The following is a 17,621-nucleotide window of genomic DNA, read 5'->3' on the forward strand; positions in this document are numbered from 1 at the left end:
AAAATTATAATTTACCTCTTAGTTTTAAAATTTTTGCTCTTATTTTTTTGATTAATCTATCAATTTTAAAATTTAATACTGTATTTTTACGATTTTTACTAAAATGCACATGCCTTTTATTTCCAATATGAGTTACATAAGGCTCTTTAAAAAATACTGTTTTAAACCCACGTTCCTTATAAAAATCCGACAAAACTTCCTCATATCGCTGATTTTCCAATTTTTCGTGAAGTCCAAATAAATCCATATCCTTTTTTCTTCTCAAAGCTGGATTATAAGTAAATATTTCTCCCTTTACGTTGTAGTAATGCTCCCCTTTTTTTGAAACATAATCTTCATCACAAAAAAAATCTTCCTTAAAATCACTTTTTGAACGAAGTCCAACAACCAAGATTTTTTCATCTTCCTCCATCAATTCCATTGATTTTTCAATAAATCCCTTTTTTAGAAATTTCCAGTCATCTTCACAATGAAAAATATATTCAGTATCAATTTCACTATAAGCCTTGTCAATTGATTTTAGCTGTCCTAGCCGTGTTTCATTTACTATGAGTCTAAAATTCTGCTTTTTATTATCATATTTTGAAATTAGCTTTTCCAATTTTTTCCCTTCAGTACTGTCTTCTGTTATTATTATTTTCTTAATCGGATAAGTATTATATTCAAAAAAACTGTCAAGCGTTTCCTCCAGCAAATCGAACCTTCCACAGCTAGTTATTACTAACGTTACTTCCTTCATATCTATCAAGCCCCTTCTTAGCCATTGTTTTTCTGCTTTTTATAGCCTCCTCCAAATATTCATCATTTTTTTTCAACCTGCTTCTATCATTTTCCTTATGATACAAATGACACGCTACTGCCTCAAATTTGAGTTTTTTCTTTTTACATCCAATATTAAATAGTCTTACAGCAAGTTCGCTATCCTCTCTTCCCCATCCTTCAATTTCCTCTTCAAATCCATTTACTTTAATTAAATCTTCTTTGAAAAAGGACATATTACAAGATCTTATTCCACGTAGATTTCTATCGACTTTTGTAAAAATTTTTGAAAGAATTTTATTTCTTATTATATTTATATTGTTTTTTACACCTTTGCTAAAAATATTTATTTTTTTCCCTTCCATTATCTTTTTAGCTGCAACTGATGAAGTTATTACTCTTGATCCTTGAATAAAGCATCCTTTTTTCATATTTTTTATATGATCTTCAACAAAATGCCTGTTTAATATTAGATCACCGTCTACTATTATTATATAATTCCCAGTTGCCTTGCTTATCGCCCTGTTTCTTGACATGCCAGCCCGAAATCCCTTATCTTCCTGCCACGAGTGAATAATATTGCTTTTGGGATAACTTTTCTGAAATCTTTTTACAAGATCTATTGTTTCCTGCTTTGAGCCATCATCAGCAATTATTATTTCCTTTGGAGCAACAGTTTGTTCTAATGCACTATTTAAGCATATTTCCAAAGCTTTTGGCCAATTATATGTAGTAATAACAAGAGAGGTGTCATTTCCCAAATTATTGTAATATTCTTCACGTAATTTTGTATATTTTGTCATTGTGTAAACAGAACTATATTTAGCAAGTAAATAACCTTCATAACCGTCCATAAATCCAAGCTGCAAAATATACATTCTAAAAAATCTAAATATCATTTTTGAATATATTTTTATAAAACTCGGATTTTTTCCTTTTTTTATATATTCTTTAGCACTTTGTGAAGTATATCTATTTAATTTTTCAAGAAATTCCTCTATGCTGTCATATGTATAATGTATTATCATTTCTTTTATCTTCTTTATTTTGCTGTCAGTCTGATATTGTTCATGTACTTCACGGCTGCTTATTTTTACTTTTCCATTTTTCCACAACCTTATTACATAATCATCCCATCCACCAAATTTTATTTCTCTTTTAAATGCAATATTCCTTAGTTTTATTTTATAGACATCGTCTAACGAATTTTCATCATTTATAATTGTTTTTATTTTTTCATTTAACTGTGGTGATACTACTTCATCAGCATCTATTAACAAAATCCACTTGCCTTTACATTTTTCCAAGACAGAATTTTTTTGTGGACCATATCCTTTCCATTTTTCCACAAAAACCTTTGCTCCTTTTGAAAGTGCAATTTCCACAGTCCTGTCTGTACTTTCACTATCAACGATTATTATTTCATCAGCAATTTCTCTTACAGAATCTAAAGTCTGTCCAATTCTGTTTTCCTCATTAAAAGTTATTATTCCTACAGATAGTTTCATAAACCTTTCTCCTATTTCATGTTTTATAGCCATTTGTAAAAGTATAAAAATTTCAATAAACACAATATTTTTTAATGCTTGACTTTCCTACTTTTTCTCCACTCTCTGACAATGGATCTTAATCCCTTGTGATTATAAATACTGCTTTTCATTCATTTTACTTTTGCAATCGCCTATATATTTTTATAATTTAATTTATCAAATACTTTTTCAAAATCCACACTGTTAATACCGCTTTCAGTATAGTCAATCAGTATATTTCCTTCTTCTCTTATCCGCCATTTATTTTTATTAAGTTTTGGTCCATAAAAAGCCATTATTTTTTTATTTAATCCTTCAGCAATATGTAAAATTGCAGTATCTAATGACACTACCAAATCACTTCGCTTTATTATAGATATTGAATCAAGAACCGTTTTGGACTCTTCAAAAAATAAAATATTTTTATTATCTGTCTTTTTAAGTATATTGTAAATTGTTTCCCTGTCATTTGGAGAATCCAATATTATAATTTTATAATCTTTATACATTTCATTTAGCTTTTTTATTATAATGAGAGCAATTTCCTCGTTTATTTTTCTCCCCTTAGAAGCTCCAAAAAAATTCAATGCAATTATTTTTTCATTAGTATTATTCTCGTCTAAAAATTTCTGTACATTTCTTTCAGAATCTTTTGAAACTGGAACATCATAATTTGTATTTTCTATTTCAATGTTCACTTTTTTCATCATTTTCTTATAAATTTCAATCATTTTTAAAGTGTTATTCTGTTTTACATTTTTATTATATATTTTATAGCCATCTTTATTATATCCAACATTAACTTTGGCATTTACCCTATTTATAAGATAAACCTGCTTATATTTCAAGCCTTCTGTTGAATCAAGCAAAACATCGTAATTATTTTTTTTCAATATTCGTGAAATTTTTCTCCATTCAAAAATCTTCTTCCTGTTAAACGTATAATATTCATCTATATTCTCATTTAGTTTTAATAAATTTTCTAAAGATTTGTCAGAAACAACATCAATTTTTATATTGGAATAATATTTTTTTATTTCTCTAAAAATAAACGAACTTATTATATAATCTCCTATTTTTCCATCTGTTCTTAAAAATAAAATTCTTTTTATTTTAGAAAGATCCATTTCAACATCTTTTTTCTTTTTATCGAATATTTTACTTAATATTTCATTTTTTTTATCAACTAATCTATCCCTGTATGGTCTATAAAATTTCCAGTTTATTTTGATCATTATATTTTTATTCCTTATGAAAATACAATTATTTACGTTAATTCAAGGATAACGTATAATCCTATTAGTTTTCTTTTTCTTTTGCTTTTTCTATTTTTTCTATCTCCTCATTTAGCCATTTTATCGGCTCTGACAATGAAAAATCATAAGTCTTTTCATGACTTCCTTGAACTTTTGAAATTACCTGCAAACTATCGGCAGTTGTTTTAGGCGACCATCTGCATAAGTTATATTTATCATTTGCATAAAAGCTCAGTAATGGCTTATTAAGTGAAGTAGCTATATGAATTGACCCACCATCAACTCCAATTACCAAGTCAGCTGTAGCTGCAAATAAAACAAAGTCTTTGATGTTAAATTCTCTAGACAGCAAAACATTCAAATCCTTGTTTATTTTACTTATCAACTTTTTATAATATTCCTCACTTCCAGCAGTTTTCCCCATAATAATTTTTACATTTTTCATCTTCTCATTTTCGATATTATTTAATAATTCAGCTACTTCTTCAGGTTTCATTTCTCTGTCGCTTCCTTGTGGAACAAGTAAAATTTTTACTTTTTGAGTTTTTTCATTTGTTTTTTCAGAATCAGATTTCCAAAATTTTTCCATTTTAATAATATCTTTTTCCAAAAGTTCAATATGTGGCTTTTGTTTTTCTATTTCAAAGTATTTAGAAAACTCAGAATTTACCAAATAATCTATAATATGTGTTTCAACAGGCGGAGTACAATCAAAATCATAATTTTTTAAATTTTTTTTATTATAATAATGCTTTTCATCTCTTTCTCCAAAAATCATTGTAATTTTAGGGCTTAATACTTTTTTCCAAATCATCCGTTTTGTATTTTCTTTGCTCAAAAAATCTAATAGTACATCCCACTTTTTATGATTTTTAAACACATCATCCCATTTTACAACAGTATCTATTATTTTTTCATTTTCATTGCATAATTCAGCAAATTTTATATTTCTATCCGTTACCACTATTCCCAATTTAATATCAGAATACATTTTTTTTAATTGCCTTGCATAGCAAAAAGCTATTAAAGTATCACCAATAGAATCTTTAGGATTTAAAAGTATAGATTTTATATTTTTCAAATTAACATGCTTATACTTTTTTTTAGTACCAAATAGCCATATCATTATTTTGGATTTTATTCTATTTACTATACTCATATATAACCTTTCTTTATGCTATTTTATGCTAATTCCTATTTAAAAAACAGATTTTATATTTTATTTATTTCCTAACAATAAAGTCTCAATCCATTATTTTATACGGTAAATAGTATAAAATAGCTATTCATCTTATTTTTTAACTTATAATAATTCTATCTCAAAGCAAGAATAAAAAGTTAGGCTGTATTTATAGCCAATCCATTAATTTTTACATATTCTTACTTCAATTTTATTAGATTAACTATATATTTTCTATTAATTCTTTCAATTTTATTTTATTACTTTCCATTGAAAAGTCATTAGCTCGAATCAGAGACATTTTTTTATAATTTTCGTATTTTTTATCATTATTCATTAATTCATAAACTTTTTCTACAAATTCATCTTTATTGTTTAATGGTATCAATTCTCCATATTCACTATTTTTTCCTAGTATATCTTTTGGACCTGTGGGACAATCATAAGATACAACAGGTGTTCCAAAAGCAAGACTTTCTAGCAATACTGTTGGTAATCCTTCGTACTTAGCAGTATGTACAAATAATTTTGCATTTTTAAAAAATGGATACGGATTTTCAATTTGTCCTAATAAAATCACATCATTTTCTAGTTTATATTTTTTTATTTGCTGCTTAATTAATTCTACTTTTTCACCATCTCCAATAAAATAAAGTTTTTCTTTTATTCCTCGCTGCTTTAATTTATAATAAATGTCAACTAGATGTTCAGGCTGTTTTTGCTGTGTTAAGCGTGATACTTGCAAAAAATAATCGTCATTTAAATAATTTTTATATTTAAGATTTATATTTTCTGATTTTTTCTTAATTATTTCAAGATTTATTGGATTGTATACCAATTCCACTTTGTTTTTATCCATTCCTAGAATTTCTACAAATTCATCTTTCATTGTATCACATATTGCTAGTATTTTATCATATTTTTTATATTGTTTTTTATATTTTTCTACTTTTTCTCCGCTTAATTTTTCTCCAAAAGTAAGTGAAAAATGAATCCATGCAAATACAGGCACTTTTATATCAAGATCTTTATATTTAAGTAAATTTGAAGAATAATCTATAACAATGTCATACTTTCTTTCTTTTACTATCTTTTCCACTTTTTTTAAATAGCTTGACTTTGCTCGTAATCTAAAAATTTCTTTAATAATTTTACTTTTTCCATCATAATTCTCAAATAAAAATTCATAATTTACCTTTTCAGGAATTTCATTTTCAAATAAATTATTTTCCCTATGATTCCAAGTTATAAGCAAATCAACATCATAATTTAATTCAACCAAATTTTTTAATACATTTAGTAAAACTCTCTCTTCTCCTCCCATGCTCAAATGACCATGTAATACCAATACTTTCATATTGTTCCTCACTTTATAATTTTTTCTTTTTTTTCACAGCATTTGTATAAGTAGCAACTAAATACAAATAATATTGTTAAAGTTATTATCATATGTTTATTACTCAAATTATCATCTGTCATCCCTTGTATTAACCAAGCTATCAACGAAGCTTTTGTCGCTATTTCAAAAGCTATATATTTAGAATCCTTTTTATTTTTATAAAATTTCACTTTAAACAACATTACCATATTTTGAACTAAAACTAAAATAAAAAATGCAAAGCCTAATATTCCATAATCTAGCAAGTATTGCAAATACGAATTATGTGTAGCAATATAATGCTGTGTTGTTAATTTATAAAATTTTTCGTTCAAAAACCATGTTTTTACATATTCTAAAGTTCCATGTTTTTTGTAATACTTTAACGTTGCTTCTTTTCTATCAAGAGCTTTCCATCCGTATATTGGCTTTTCTTTTAATTCTTCTATTCCTGCTCCCCAAAATATTACTCTTAACTTACTAGACGGATCTTCATTATATTTTATTATGTATGGAACTCTTTTTGTAACCGATGTAGGTAAAAGAGGATAACCAACTGCACAAAGAACCAAAAATACTAACAAATACTTTTTTCTTTTTTTTAAAAGTATATAAAATATTGTAGGTAAAAGACTAACATAAACCATTTTTGAACGTCCTACAAGGACAATAAATAATACTAAAAGAATCATTACAAATAAACTTATCTTTTTTAACATATTTTCTTTTTTTTCTCTATAAAAAATCAAAAATGATAACAAAAATAATAAAATTATACACATTATATTAGAAAAGTCCTGTACTCTTAAAATCGCTGTCACTCTATCTAATGATCCTAGTTTGCTCCAATCTTTATATTCTTTCACAAAATTAAAAATTGCTAAAACTAAAACGATCATGCCACCTGTTAATAAGGATTTTAGGAAATTAAACATTTTCTTTTCCTCATCCAAAAAATAAATTAAAGGGAAAAAACATAAATACTTTAAGTTATAATTGTCCAATCTGCTCTTTATTCCACCATCACACATTGCTATTATAAAGGGTGTCACTACAAGAAGCAACATTGACACAGAAAATATTTTTTCCTTAACAAAGAAACTATCTTCAAAGTCTTTTTTATCTACTGCTATAGCTATTACAAGCAATATCAATAATAACGGCAGCAATATATTATTTTCAAACTTTTCAGATAAAAATAATGATATTCCAAATAGTAAAGCTACATAATATCCTGTTTTTTTTACGGCTTGTTTTATTTCCATTTCTCCAAATACTCCTTTTGTAATTTTTCTAAAAACGTTCCTCTATTTTTTTCTTTATCCACATTTATCTTAAATGATAATTTATGTATATTTATTTTATTTTTTATATTGTTATATTCCTCTTCATCATACCTTTCAAACAATTTTATAAATAATTCATGTGGTAACGTATCAGAAACTACTATGCATTGCTCCTTTTTATAATATTTTTCGATTAATTGTGTATATAAAATTTGGAAGAAAAAATAATTTGGTATTTTATCGTTATAATTCCAAAAAATAATTAACATATCTAATAATGTTCCTATAATTTTATTTCCTCTCTTTGAAAAAATTATACTGTTCAAAAGTCTTACTTTATTTCTTTTATCCCATGAAAAATATATTGAATCAATTTTTTCCCATTTTTCTTTTTCATTAAAAAAATCATCTCTTTGATATACAAAATAGTCCATATTAAAATATTCTTGAGGTAAATAATCCGTTAATATTACAGTTGCATCTAACCATACTCCACCATAATAATTTAATAATGCCAGTCTTATAATATCTGTAAAATGAGCATATCCCATTTTTTCATCTTCAAGTTTTTTTATCAAAATTTCTGGAATTTCTAAATAATCAAATATATTTTTCATATCTACTCTAATTACTTCACATTCACCTTTATATCTTTCAACACTTTTATAAGATATTTTCACTATTTCTGGCAATTTTTCATAATCCCATCCTTGACCCCAAAATTGCCATATTATTTTTTTCCCATTAATTTCTTTTCTTTTTTTTAATTTTTCAAACTTTATCTGCCCTTTAAAATAATCGTCCAGCACTTTATTCCAGTCTTCAGCTATTCTTTTTTGATTTAACAAATAAATTTCTTTTTGCAATTTGTCAAATAATTTTTTAGGCATTAATTCTTTGTATATATATTTATACGGTTTTTGAGATAATTTTTTATTTAAATCATAAATTTTTGAATTATAGAATTTATATTTTGTCATCACTTTAATCCTACCAATCTCCTTATTTTTTGCATTTTAGATGTTTTATCATATTTTTTAAATAAAGAAAACCATTCTCCCTTACCTAAATAATTTAATTTAAACATCTTTTTATTTTCAAAATATGTTTTTATATAAACTCCTTGATCATCATCAACAATATTTTCTATTAATAAATCATTTTGTGCTCTTCTTAATTTTTTATAAAATTCATTCCATTTGCTAGTTGCTCCTACTATTACTCCGCCTATTATAATTGTATCATTATTAAAAATAAAATTGTATACATCTTCTTTTTTCTTTAGCTTTTTATTTAACTTTCTCTTTGTAAAAATATTAAAAAAATGTATTTTTTCTTTATCAAAGTTATACTCCCACTTTTTTACATTATTTAATATCTCTCTATTTCTAATATACCCAAAATCTACCCAAGCTACTAATTCTGTTTTTATCATTTTTTTTATTATTGCTGTTTTTATTAAATATGATTTCATATTATTTATCAGTACATATTCTGGAAGCCAGTATTCTAAATTATGTATTTCATCAGGATTTATTCTTTTTCTAAATTCACTATTTTCTTGTATCTCTCTTATTTTTTTTATTATTTTAGAAAATTTTTTGTTTAAATCAAATGTAATTATCTTAGTTTTTTTATTTTTTCGCATTTTTTGTATTTTTTCTTTATATTTTTCTTCTGTAAAAATTATCATATCGTTATCTAATTCTGCCAAGTAACTAAAATAACTAAGATAAACATCCGGTCTCCTTTTCAAATTTTTTGAAACCTCATTTTCTATTTTTCCCCTTCCTATATTAAAAAAAGCAGTAACTATCGTTATACCCGTTTTTTCTTTCATTTTTTATCCTTTCATAATTTATAAAAAATGTATTAATAATCTACTTTATTTTTAAATATTTTTTATTTAAAGCTTTAATACTATTTCCTATTTAAACAACAGAATAGTTAGGAATTTCTTTGCAAGAAATCAAGATATTTTACTATAATATAAAATACAATTTATATTTTTTAAACGGTGTTTAGTATAAAATTTCGTTATTTTTCAATTTTTTAGGCATCTAGTCTTGCCAAAATCTCTTTGTATACTCTTTCCACACTAATCCCAGGTATTCCCCTATAATAATCTTTTCTATATTTATGCTGATTTTGTGGTATTTTCACAATATTATTCTCATAAAATTCATTATCCTCAATAACATTGCTTTTTTCTTTCCACGGAAAAAATCCCAATGAACGTTTTCCAGGTCCAAAAATTCCTATTACAAAAGGCTTTTCAAATCCACTTGCAATATGAATTGGAGAACTGTCATTACCCACAACAATATCAGCCTTTGAAATTAATGCTCCAAATTCCAAAAGATTAATTTCTCCACGAAAATCAATAACATTTTTATCATTTTCAAAATTTAAAGGCAATTTTTTTTCAACCTTTGAACCAGTTATCCCGATAAAACAATTTTTATTTTTTTTCAATTTTTCAATAATCAAGCGATATTTTTCTATAGGCCACATTTTTTCAGGCCTTTGACTTCCTGGTGCAACTAATACTAATTTTTGCCCTTCATTATCAAAATATCCATGATTTGCCAAAATTTTGTCAATTTTAACAAAATTTTCCTTTGCAGGATAAATTCTAATTGGAATTTTTTCACCTTTGTATCCTACCAAATCAAGCAATCTTTCCACTTCGTGCTTTTTCATATCATAATGAACTTTTTTATTTAGCAAAAATGAACCAGTTGCTACATCAAAACCAGCAATATTAGAAATTTTTGCCAATTTTGCAAGCAATATTGACCTTATAAATCTATGTGGTATAACAGCATAATCATATTTTTTCTCCTTTAAAATTTTTAATACTCTCAAAAATCCTTTTAACCCTTTATCTTTTCCCTTTTTATCATAAAGAATTATTTCATTTAAATTAGGATTATTGCTTATTATGCTTTTATTTGATGGTAATGTCAAATAATCAATCTTTGATTCTGGATACATGTCCTTTAATCTTTGAATAAGTGGGGTAGATAAAACTATATCCCCAATAAATGCCGTATGTATTATTAAAATTTTCATTTCTTCTCCTTAACTCTGTATGCAGGGTTATTATAACACATTTAGTATTTTTTTATAATAATTATTTTTACATTTAACACAGTAAATTATTTAAAAATAAATCAAAAGTTATATTTTAATACTATGCTCGAACTTATTCAAAAACCCCTTTTAAAAATAGGAACAAATTTTTATAACATTTATTTCACAATCATTCAACTAATTACTATGTTTTTTCTTTTTTATTTTTGCAGGATTTCTCATTGCCACAAATCCTAAAACCTACGACATTTTTAAACTCGCTATGCTCAAACAGTTTTGCCAGTACAAAAAAAATGCTCTGACGGATTATTTATACTAGACTTTATTTAAAAAATAGCAAAAAAAGACATAGCTTATGATTTAATTCACAAAGTTATGTCTTTTAACATTTTGGAATGAAAATAAAAACTAGTCTATATTATTTTAATGTTTTTTGCTCAAATTTTTTTCCACCATAATATATCATATATTTTTTATCTTGCAATGCTCCTGGATTTACGAATATTATACCATCTTTTTCTTCAAAAAATTCTTTATGCGTATGTCCAAAAACACAAATTTCAGCTTTTTCCAAATGTGCTTTTTTTTCTAGTTCTCGAAGTGTTTGTTTTACATTATACAGATGTCCATGTGTAAGAAAAACTTTTTTACCCATCAAATCAAATATTCTCGTATCTCTTGATTCATAATCACTTATATCAGTATTCCCTTTTACAATAGCAAAAAGTACATCCCTGTAAACTAACGACATATCAATTGCATCGGTGCTGTGATCTCCTGCAAAAATTACAATTTCTGGATTTTCTAGCTCCATTACCTGCTGAAAGTAATCAAGTCTAGTATGACTATCTGAACAAATTAATACTTTCATTAAATCTCCTCTCTCCATCTTACTATTTTTTCTTTAATGAAAAAATTTCTTTATATACTTAAACTTTTCTTAAAAATCAAACTAACAAAATTATATATCTTGAAAATATTATGCAAAATAATTATGATTTTTTCATCTGATCTTAAAGTTTTTTTATTATACTTAACTTAGAGTGATTTAAATAACTTAAACCATATTCTTTAATTTTATAATAATTTCTCTCTGTTATTTGTAGATTTTCAATTATAGATTTTTTTGACAAGCCGTATCTATTATAATCTAAAACAATTTATAAACAATGTTATTTATATTATAATTTCCTTTTATGTTAAAAATATATTTAAAAAAATAAGAAATTATAATATTATCGACTAATCTTAATCTAAAAAAAATATTTTATACTAAATCCTATTTAAAAAATATACTCAAACTCTAAGTTTATATAATTTTTAATAATTCAATTTTAAATGAGTTTAAGTATATTATCATAATATTTTGAAAATATATTTACATGCGATAAAATCGTTTTTAGAACAGAATTTAAAGGTTAAGACTTTTTCACTTAAACCCCAAATGTCATTTAACTTTTCAGTCTAAATATCACAGGGGCCTAAGTTTGTTTTAATTTTTAAACAATAAAGATTGGCTTTTGAAGATTTTCGAGTATTCTAACCCCAAGTTTACCAGTAATTCTTTCTACCATTACTGTATATCGTAAATCTCCCATTAAAACTAAATCATAATTTTGAGATTCATTCATAATTGTCTTAAATGTATCTCCTTGCTTGTGAATAAGATTATAGTTTTGTCCAAATCTTTGAGCTAAACTATTTTCATCATCTTCTTCAACATTTACACGCAGTACATCCACTTTCTGCTCACCAAATATATGGAAAAAAGTAAATAGTGTTTTGTTTGCATTATAAGCACCATCGTCAAGAAGCACTAAATTATCCAGTTTAAAATTCTCTATGTTTGGTAAGATAATTAACGGTTTGAAAATACTTCTTAAAATTTCTTTCAATACTGGAGTCACTTTTTCATTTTTTACAAGCACTAGTAAATCATATTTTTTTAATTCTTCCAAAATGATTTCAGATGTTTCTCCATCTTTTGTATAAAAACTTGAAATATCAGTTGTCATTTTTTCTTTTATTTTTTTTACAGTTTTTTCTTCTAATTCTCTATATTCTTTAAAAGCATAGTTTGCTCCGATATTCAATCCCATGCCTTCAATACTTATAGGAAAAATTTCGTATTTTAAGACATCCTTAATATAAATAGCATCAATATCAACATCATACTTTTTCTTAAAAACTTCTGCAAAATTAACTAATGACTGTATTTCGTTTTCTGCTGTAACTAAAAATAATGCTTTTTTTTGTACCATTTTAATCACTTCCTTATTGCGATAATCTTTATTTACTTTATTTATCTTCTTGAGTAAAATCAGGAGCTTCTGTAATTTTTACAACTGAAGCAATCTTTTCATTATTTCTGACTTTCATTATTCTAACACCTGTCGCTGAACGACTTTGTACAGTAATGTCATTTATACTTGTTCTAATTAATGTACCTTCTGAAGTAATAAGCATAATTTCATCATTTTCTCTTACAATTTTTACATCTGCAATTTTTCCAGTTTTATCATTAAGTTTTGCATTGATAAGCCCTTTTCCACCTCTTGACTGAAGTCTATATTCAGAAAGTTTTGTACGTTTTCCATATCCTTCTTCAGTAATTGTCAGTATTCTAGTTTTGCTATTATCCATTTCAGAATTAATAATTGCAGCTCCTACTACTCTATCTTTATCCCGTAATGTAATTCCTCTTACTCCAACTGCTACTGTTCCCATACTTCTTACATCTTTTTCAGAAAATTTGATAGCAATTCCATTTCTAGTTGCTGCAAAAATTTCATCTTGTCCGCTTCCACTTGTAAGTCCAATAAACATAACTTCATCATCGTCATTTAATTTAATTGCCCGTTTTCCAGCTTTCGTAATATTATTAAACAATGTTAATTCAGATTTTTTAACAATTCCATTTCGTGTTACAAAAAATAAATTTTTATTTTTTTCAAATTCACGAACTTTTATTATTGTACTGACTTTTTCATCATCGTCCAAGCTTATTATATTTCCAATCAGTTTTCCACGGGCTTGTTTTCCAGTTTCAGGAATTTCATAAACTTTTATGCTAAATACTTTTCCTTTTGTTGTGAAAACAAGTAATGTGTCAAGCGTTTTTGCAATATACATATCTTTTACAACATCATCTTCTATTGTATTTGTAGCATTTACACCGATTCCACCACGTTTTTGTGAACGGTAAGTATCAATTGCCATACGTTTTACATAACCTTTTTCTGTAAGTGTTACAACAACTTCTTCATCCTTAATTAAATCTTCAATACTAATTTCAGCTCTTGCATTTCTAATTTCAGTTCTACGTCTATCGCCAAAATCTTCTTTTAATTTAAGCACTTCTTCTTTAATTATACCATATATTTTTGAATCATCTGATAAAATTCCAGTTAGTTTTTCAATTAACAGCATAAGTTCATTATATTCCTGATTAATTTTATCTCTTTCAAGTCCAGTAAGCCTTTGTAGTCTCATATCCAAAATAGCTTTTGACTGAATTTCTGAAAATTTAAATTTTGCAATTAACTCAGCCCGTGCAATATTTGCATCTTTAGAAGCACGTATAATTCTGATTACTTCCTCAATATTATCAAGTGCAATTTTGAATCCCTCCAAAATATGAGCCCTATTTTTAGCTTTTTTTAGCTCAAATTCAGTTCTTCTTGTAATTACTTCAAATCTATGTTCCAAATATTTTTGTAAAACTTGCTTTAAATTCAATATTCTTGGTGCATTATTTACAAGTGCAAGCATAATTACACCAAATGTATTTTGCAAATCAGTAAATTTATAAAGACTGTTTAAAATTAATTCACTTTCCTCACCTTTTTTCAGCTCAATTACAATTCTAATACCATCTCTATCAGTTTCATCTCGCAAGTCAGATATTCCTGTAATTTTCTTCTGCTTTACCAAATCTGCTATTTTTTCAATAAGTCTAGATTTATTCACTTGATATGGCAATTCAGTTATAATAATTGACTTTCTTCCAGTTTTAGAAGTTTCAATATCTACACGTCCTGCAACTCGAACTTTTCCACGTCCAGTTCTATATGCGTCATAAATTCCCTGCTTTCCGTTAATTATACCGCCAGTTGGAAAATCTGGTCCTTTTATATATGTAATCAATTCATCAACCGAAATTTCAGGATTATCAATTAATGCAGTAATTCCATCAGCCACTTCTCCTAAATTATGTGGTGGAATATTTGTAGCCATTCCGACTGCAATTCCATTTGCTCCATTTAATAGCAAATTAGGAAGTTTTGCAGGCAATACAGCTGGCTCATCCAGACTTTCATCAAAGTTCTTTCTGTAATCAATCGTGTCCTTATTAATATCCGCAAGCAGCTCTTCAGTAATTTTAGCCATTCTAGCTTCTGTATACCGCATTGCCGCAGCTTCATCTCCATCAATCGAACCAAAGTTTCCATGCCCATCAATAAGTTCATATCTCATATTAAAATCCTGTGCCATTCTAACCATAGCACCATAAACCGAAGAATCCCCATGCGGATGATATTTCCCTAGTACATCCCCAACAATTCTTGCCGATTTTTTAAACGGAGTCTTATGGCTCATTCCCATCTCACTCATGGAAAACAAAATTCTTCTATGCACAGGCTTTAATCCATCACGCACATCAGGCAACGCACGGCTAACAATTACACTCATTGAATAATCCAAATAAGCCGCCTTTATCTCATCCTCAATATAAACATTAGATTCATTTGATAAATCCGTAGCCTTAGGAAGCCCTTCCACAACTATTTCCCTGTCATCATTTTCATCCATTTCTGTTTTCTCTTCTTTTCTTTCATCGTCATCTCTAAAATCGTCTGACATCCTGCACCTCTTTTCTCTTCATTCTTTACAACAAGTGAACTATTTTAAAATGTTCAATTAAGCTATTTCCTAAATTTTTATTACAAGTTATCTTAATTAGTAATTGTTTTTCCTTTTTTATATTAACTCTTTATAATCAAACTAAAAACGTCAGGATTGCAAAGGGGATGGTGACTGTTCCCCTTTGCTTTTAAAAAAAGAAAAAAAGATCTATTAATAAAAATAACTTTTCTCAATTTTAATTAAAAATTATATATCCAGATTTCTTACATAATTTGCATTATCTTCGATAAATTTTCTTCTTGGCTCAACTTTATCCCCCATCAGAATATTAAACATCTTATCGGCATAGGAAGCATCTTCCATCGACACTTTTAACAATGTTCTTACTTCTGGATCAAGGGTAGTTTCCCAAAGTTGTTCTGGGTTCATTTCTCCCAGTCCTTTGTAACGTTGAATTGTGTATTTTCTTCCATCTTTTTCCAAAACTCTTGTCACTTGCTTTAGCTGATCATCTGAATAGGCATATCTAATTGCTTTTCCAGCTTGAATTTTGTATAAAGGTGGTTGTGCAATATAAATATGACCTTCGTTAATTAATTCTCTCAAGTGTCTGTAAAAGAATGTCAGCATTAATGTTCTGATGTGAGCCCCATCAACATCGGCATCTGTCATAATTACGATTTTATGGTATCTTAATTTTTTTATATCCATATCATCGCCAAATCCAGCTCCAAAGGCTGTAATCATTGCACGAATTTCGGCATTTTCCAGAGCCTTATGCACTCCTGATTTTTCCACATTTAATATTTTTCCACGAAGCGGCAATATTGCCTGAAATCTTCTATCTCTTCCTTGTTTTGCCGAACCTCCCGCTGAATTTCCTTCGACTATAAAAATTTCTGATTCAGACGGATCTTTTGAAGAGCAGTCTGCCAATTTTCCTGGCAATGACCCAACTTCCAGCGTATTTTTTCTAAGTACAAGTTCTCTTGCTTTTTTTGCGGCTTCTCTTGCTCTTTTAGACATTACCATTTTTTCAATAATTTTTTCAGCTGCTTTTGGATGATCCTCTAAATAAAATTTTAAATTTCCTCCAACAATATTTGAAACAATCCCTGTAACTTCGCTATTTCCAAGTTTTGTTTTTGTTTGCCCTTCAAATTGAGGTTCAGGTATTTTTACGCTTATTACACAGACTAATCCTTCCCTTACGTCTGTCCCTTGAAATGTTCCATTTTTATCCTTAATCAAGTTCATCTGTTTTGCAATATCATTAATAGTTCTTGTAAGTGCTGTTCTAAATCCACTCACATGAGTTCCACCTTCGTGCGTATTTATATTATTTACAAATGAATAAACATTTTCTCTTTGAGAAGTTGTATAATTCATCGCAATTTCTACTTCTACAAATTTTGCATTTTTATGTTTCATTATTTTATTTCCATGTTCATCCACGGTTTCTACTTCTTTAGCTTCTTCAATTTGCATTGTATCAGCCATATAAATTACATCATCAACAATTTTTTCTTCATCAATAATTTCATTTAAAAAATCTTTTATTCCACCTTCAAATAAAAATTCTTCAGTTTTTATATCATCGTTTTTTCTTTCATCCGACAATTCGATTTTTAAACCTTTATTTAAATATGCTAACTCTTTTAAACGTGATTCCAAAATTGAATAGTCATAAACTGTTGTCTCAAAAATTTCATCATCAGCTTTAAATCTAACTACAGTTCCATGTGCCTTCTCGTCAGCTGTGCCTATTTCTTCCACAGGCGTTGTTGGCACACCTCGTCTATATGTTTGCCGAAAAACTTTTCCATCACGTGTGACAGTCGCTTCAAGCCACTCTGACAAGGCATTTACAACAGATACTCCAACTCCGTGAAGTCCACCTGACACTTTATAGTTGTCATTGTCAAATTTACCCCCAGCATGCAATACTGTAAGTACAACTTCCAATGTTGATTTTCCTGTCTTGTGCATTCCTACAGGAATTCCACGTCCATTATCAGATACTTCGATTATATTTCCTTCCAATATTTTTACAGTAATTTTATCACAAACTCCAGCAAGTGCTTCATCCACACTGTTATCCACAATTTCCCATACAAGATGATGAAGCCCACGTGATGAAGTCGATCCAATATACATTCCAGGACGCTTCCTAACCGCTTCCAGACCTTCCAGGACTGTAATAGCTTCTGCTCCATAATTATTAGCCATTATTTTACTCCCTCCATTTTATACCAAACTTTATATCTACTC

The 17,621-nt window shown here is 27.4% G+C and carries 13 protein-coding genes; all 13 read right to left on the bottom strand.

What is annotated here, in order from left to right:
* Positions 1 to 4: 4 nt before the first annotated feature.
* The 13 genes from ACO409_RS03775 to gyrB all read right to left on the bottom strand — a co-directional run bounded on the left by ACO409_RS03775 (position 5) and on the right by gyrB (position 17,579).
* Positions 5 to 739 carry a glycosyltransferase gene (locus ACO409_RS03775; RefSeq protein WP_485554974.1) on the bottom strand — a complete coding sequence of 245 codons (735 nt, stop codon included), beginning with the start codon at positions 737 to 739 and terminating at the stop codon, positions 5 to 7.
* Positions 711 to 2,267 (bottom strand): glycosyltransferase family 2 protein, encoded by a 1,557-nt coding sequence (locus ACO409_RS03780; protein WP_485554975.1) that lies wholly within the window; start codon positions 2,265 to 2,267, stop codon positions 711 to 713. The genes ACO409_RS03775 and ACO409_RS03780 overlap by 29 nt, the downstream gene beginning before the upstream one ends.
* Positions 2,268 to 2,440: 173 nt before the next feature.
* Complete coding sequence (locus ACO409_RS03785) at positions 2,441 to 3,523, bottom strand: glycosyltransferase family 9 protein (RefSeq protein WP_485554977.1); 1,083 nt, start codon at positions 3,521 to 3,523, stop codon at positions 2,441 to 2,443.
* A gap of 64 nt (positions 3,524 to 3,587) precedes the next feature.
* Entirely contained in the window at positions 3,588 to 4,703 is a 1,116-nt protein-coding gene (locus tag ACO409_RS03790; RefSeq protein ID WP_485554980.1) for a glycosyltransferase family 9 protein, read from the bottom strand.
* Positions 4,704 to 4,947: 244 nt separating this feature from the next.
* Positions 4,948 to 6,081, bottom strand: coding sequence for a glycosyltransferase (locus tag ACO409_RS03795; RefSeq protein ID WP_485554982.1), 1,134 nt, complete (start codon positions 6,079 to 6,081; stop codon positions 4,948 to 4,950).
* A gap of 8 nt (positions 6,082 to 6,089) precedes the next feature.
* A complete protein-coding gene (locus ACO409_RS03800) occupies positions 6,090 to 7,367 on the bottom strand; it encodes an O-antigen ligase family protein (protein WP_485554984.1) in 1,278 nt (425 codons plus the stop codon).
* Positions 7,358 to 8,368: a capsular polysaccharide synthesis protein gene (locus ACO409_RS03805; RefSeq protein ID WP_485554986.1), complete on the bottom strand. Its 1,011-nt coding sequence runs from the start codon at positions 8,366 to 8,368 to the stop codon at positions 7,358 to 7,360. Before ACO409_RS03805 ends, ACO409_RS03800 begins: the two co-directional genes overlap by 10 nt.
* On the bottom strand, positions 8,368 to 9,228 hold the full coding sequence (locus tag ACO409_RS03810) for a WlaTC/HtrL family glycosyltransferase (RefSeq protein WP_485554988.1): 861 nt from the start codon (positions 9,226 to 9,228) through the stop codon (positions 8,368 to 8,370). The genes ACO409_RS03805 and ACO409_RS03810 overlap by 1 nt, the downstream gene beginning before the upstream one ends.
* Positions 9,229 to 9,440: 212 nt before the next feature.
* The gene (locus ACO409_RS03815) at positions 9,441 to 10,463 is read right to left on the bottom strand and encodes a glycosyltransferase family 9 protein (protein ID WP_485554990.1); all 1,023 of its coding nucleotides are present in this window, start codon (positions 10,461 to 10,463) and stop codon (positions 9,441 to 9,443) included.
* A gap of 439 nt (positions 10,464 to 10,902) precedes the next feature.
* Positions 10,903 to 11,355, bottom strand: a complete 453-nt coding sequence (locus ACO409_RS03820) for a YfcE family phosphodiesterase (protein ID WP_485554992.1) — start codon at positions 11,353 to 11,355, stop codon at positions 10,903 to 10,905.
* A 628-nt stretch (positions 11,356 to 11,983) separates the two neighbouring features.
* Positions 11,984 to 12,745 (bottom strand): GntR family transcriptional regulator, encoded by a 762-nt coding sequence (locus ACO409_RS03825; RefSeq protein WP_485554994.1) that lies wholly within the window; start codon positions 12,743 to 12,745, stop codon positions 11,984 to 11,986.
* 37 nt (positions 12,746 to 12,782) lie between these two features.
* A complete protein-coding gene (gyrA, locus tag ACO409_RS03830; RefSeq protein WP_485554996.1) occupies positions 12,783 to 15,347 on the bottom strand; it encodes a DNA gyrase subunit A in 2,565 nt (854 codons plus the stop codon).
* Between the two features lie 249 nt (positions 15,348 to 15,596).
* Positions 15,597 to 17,579 carry a DNA topoisomerase (ATP-hydrolyzing) subunit B gene (gyrB, locus tag ACO409_RS03835; RefSeq protein WP_485554998.1) on the bottom strand — a complete coding sequence of 661 codons (1,983 nt, stop codon included), beginning with the start codon at positions 17,577 to 17,579 and terminating at the stop codon, positions 15,597 to 15,599.
* Positions 17,580 to 17,621: the final 42 nt, after the last annotated feature.

This window comes from Leptotrichia sp. (assembly GCF_057270615.1).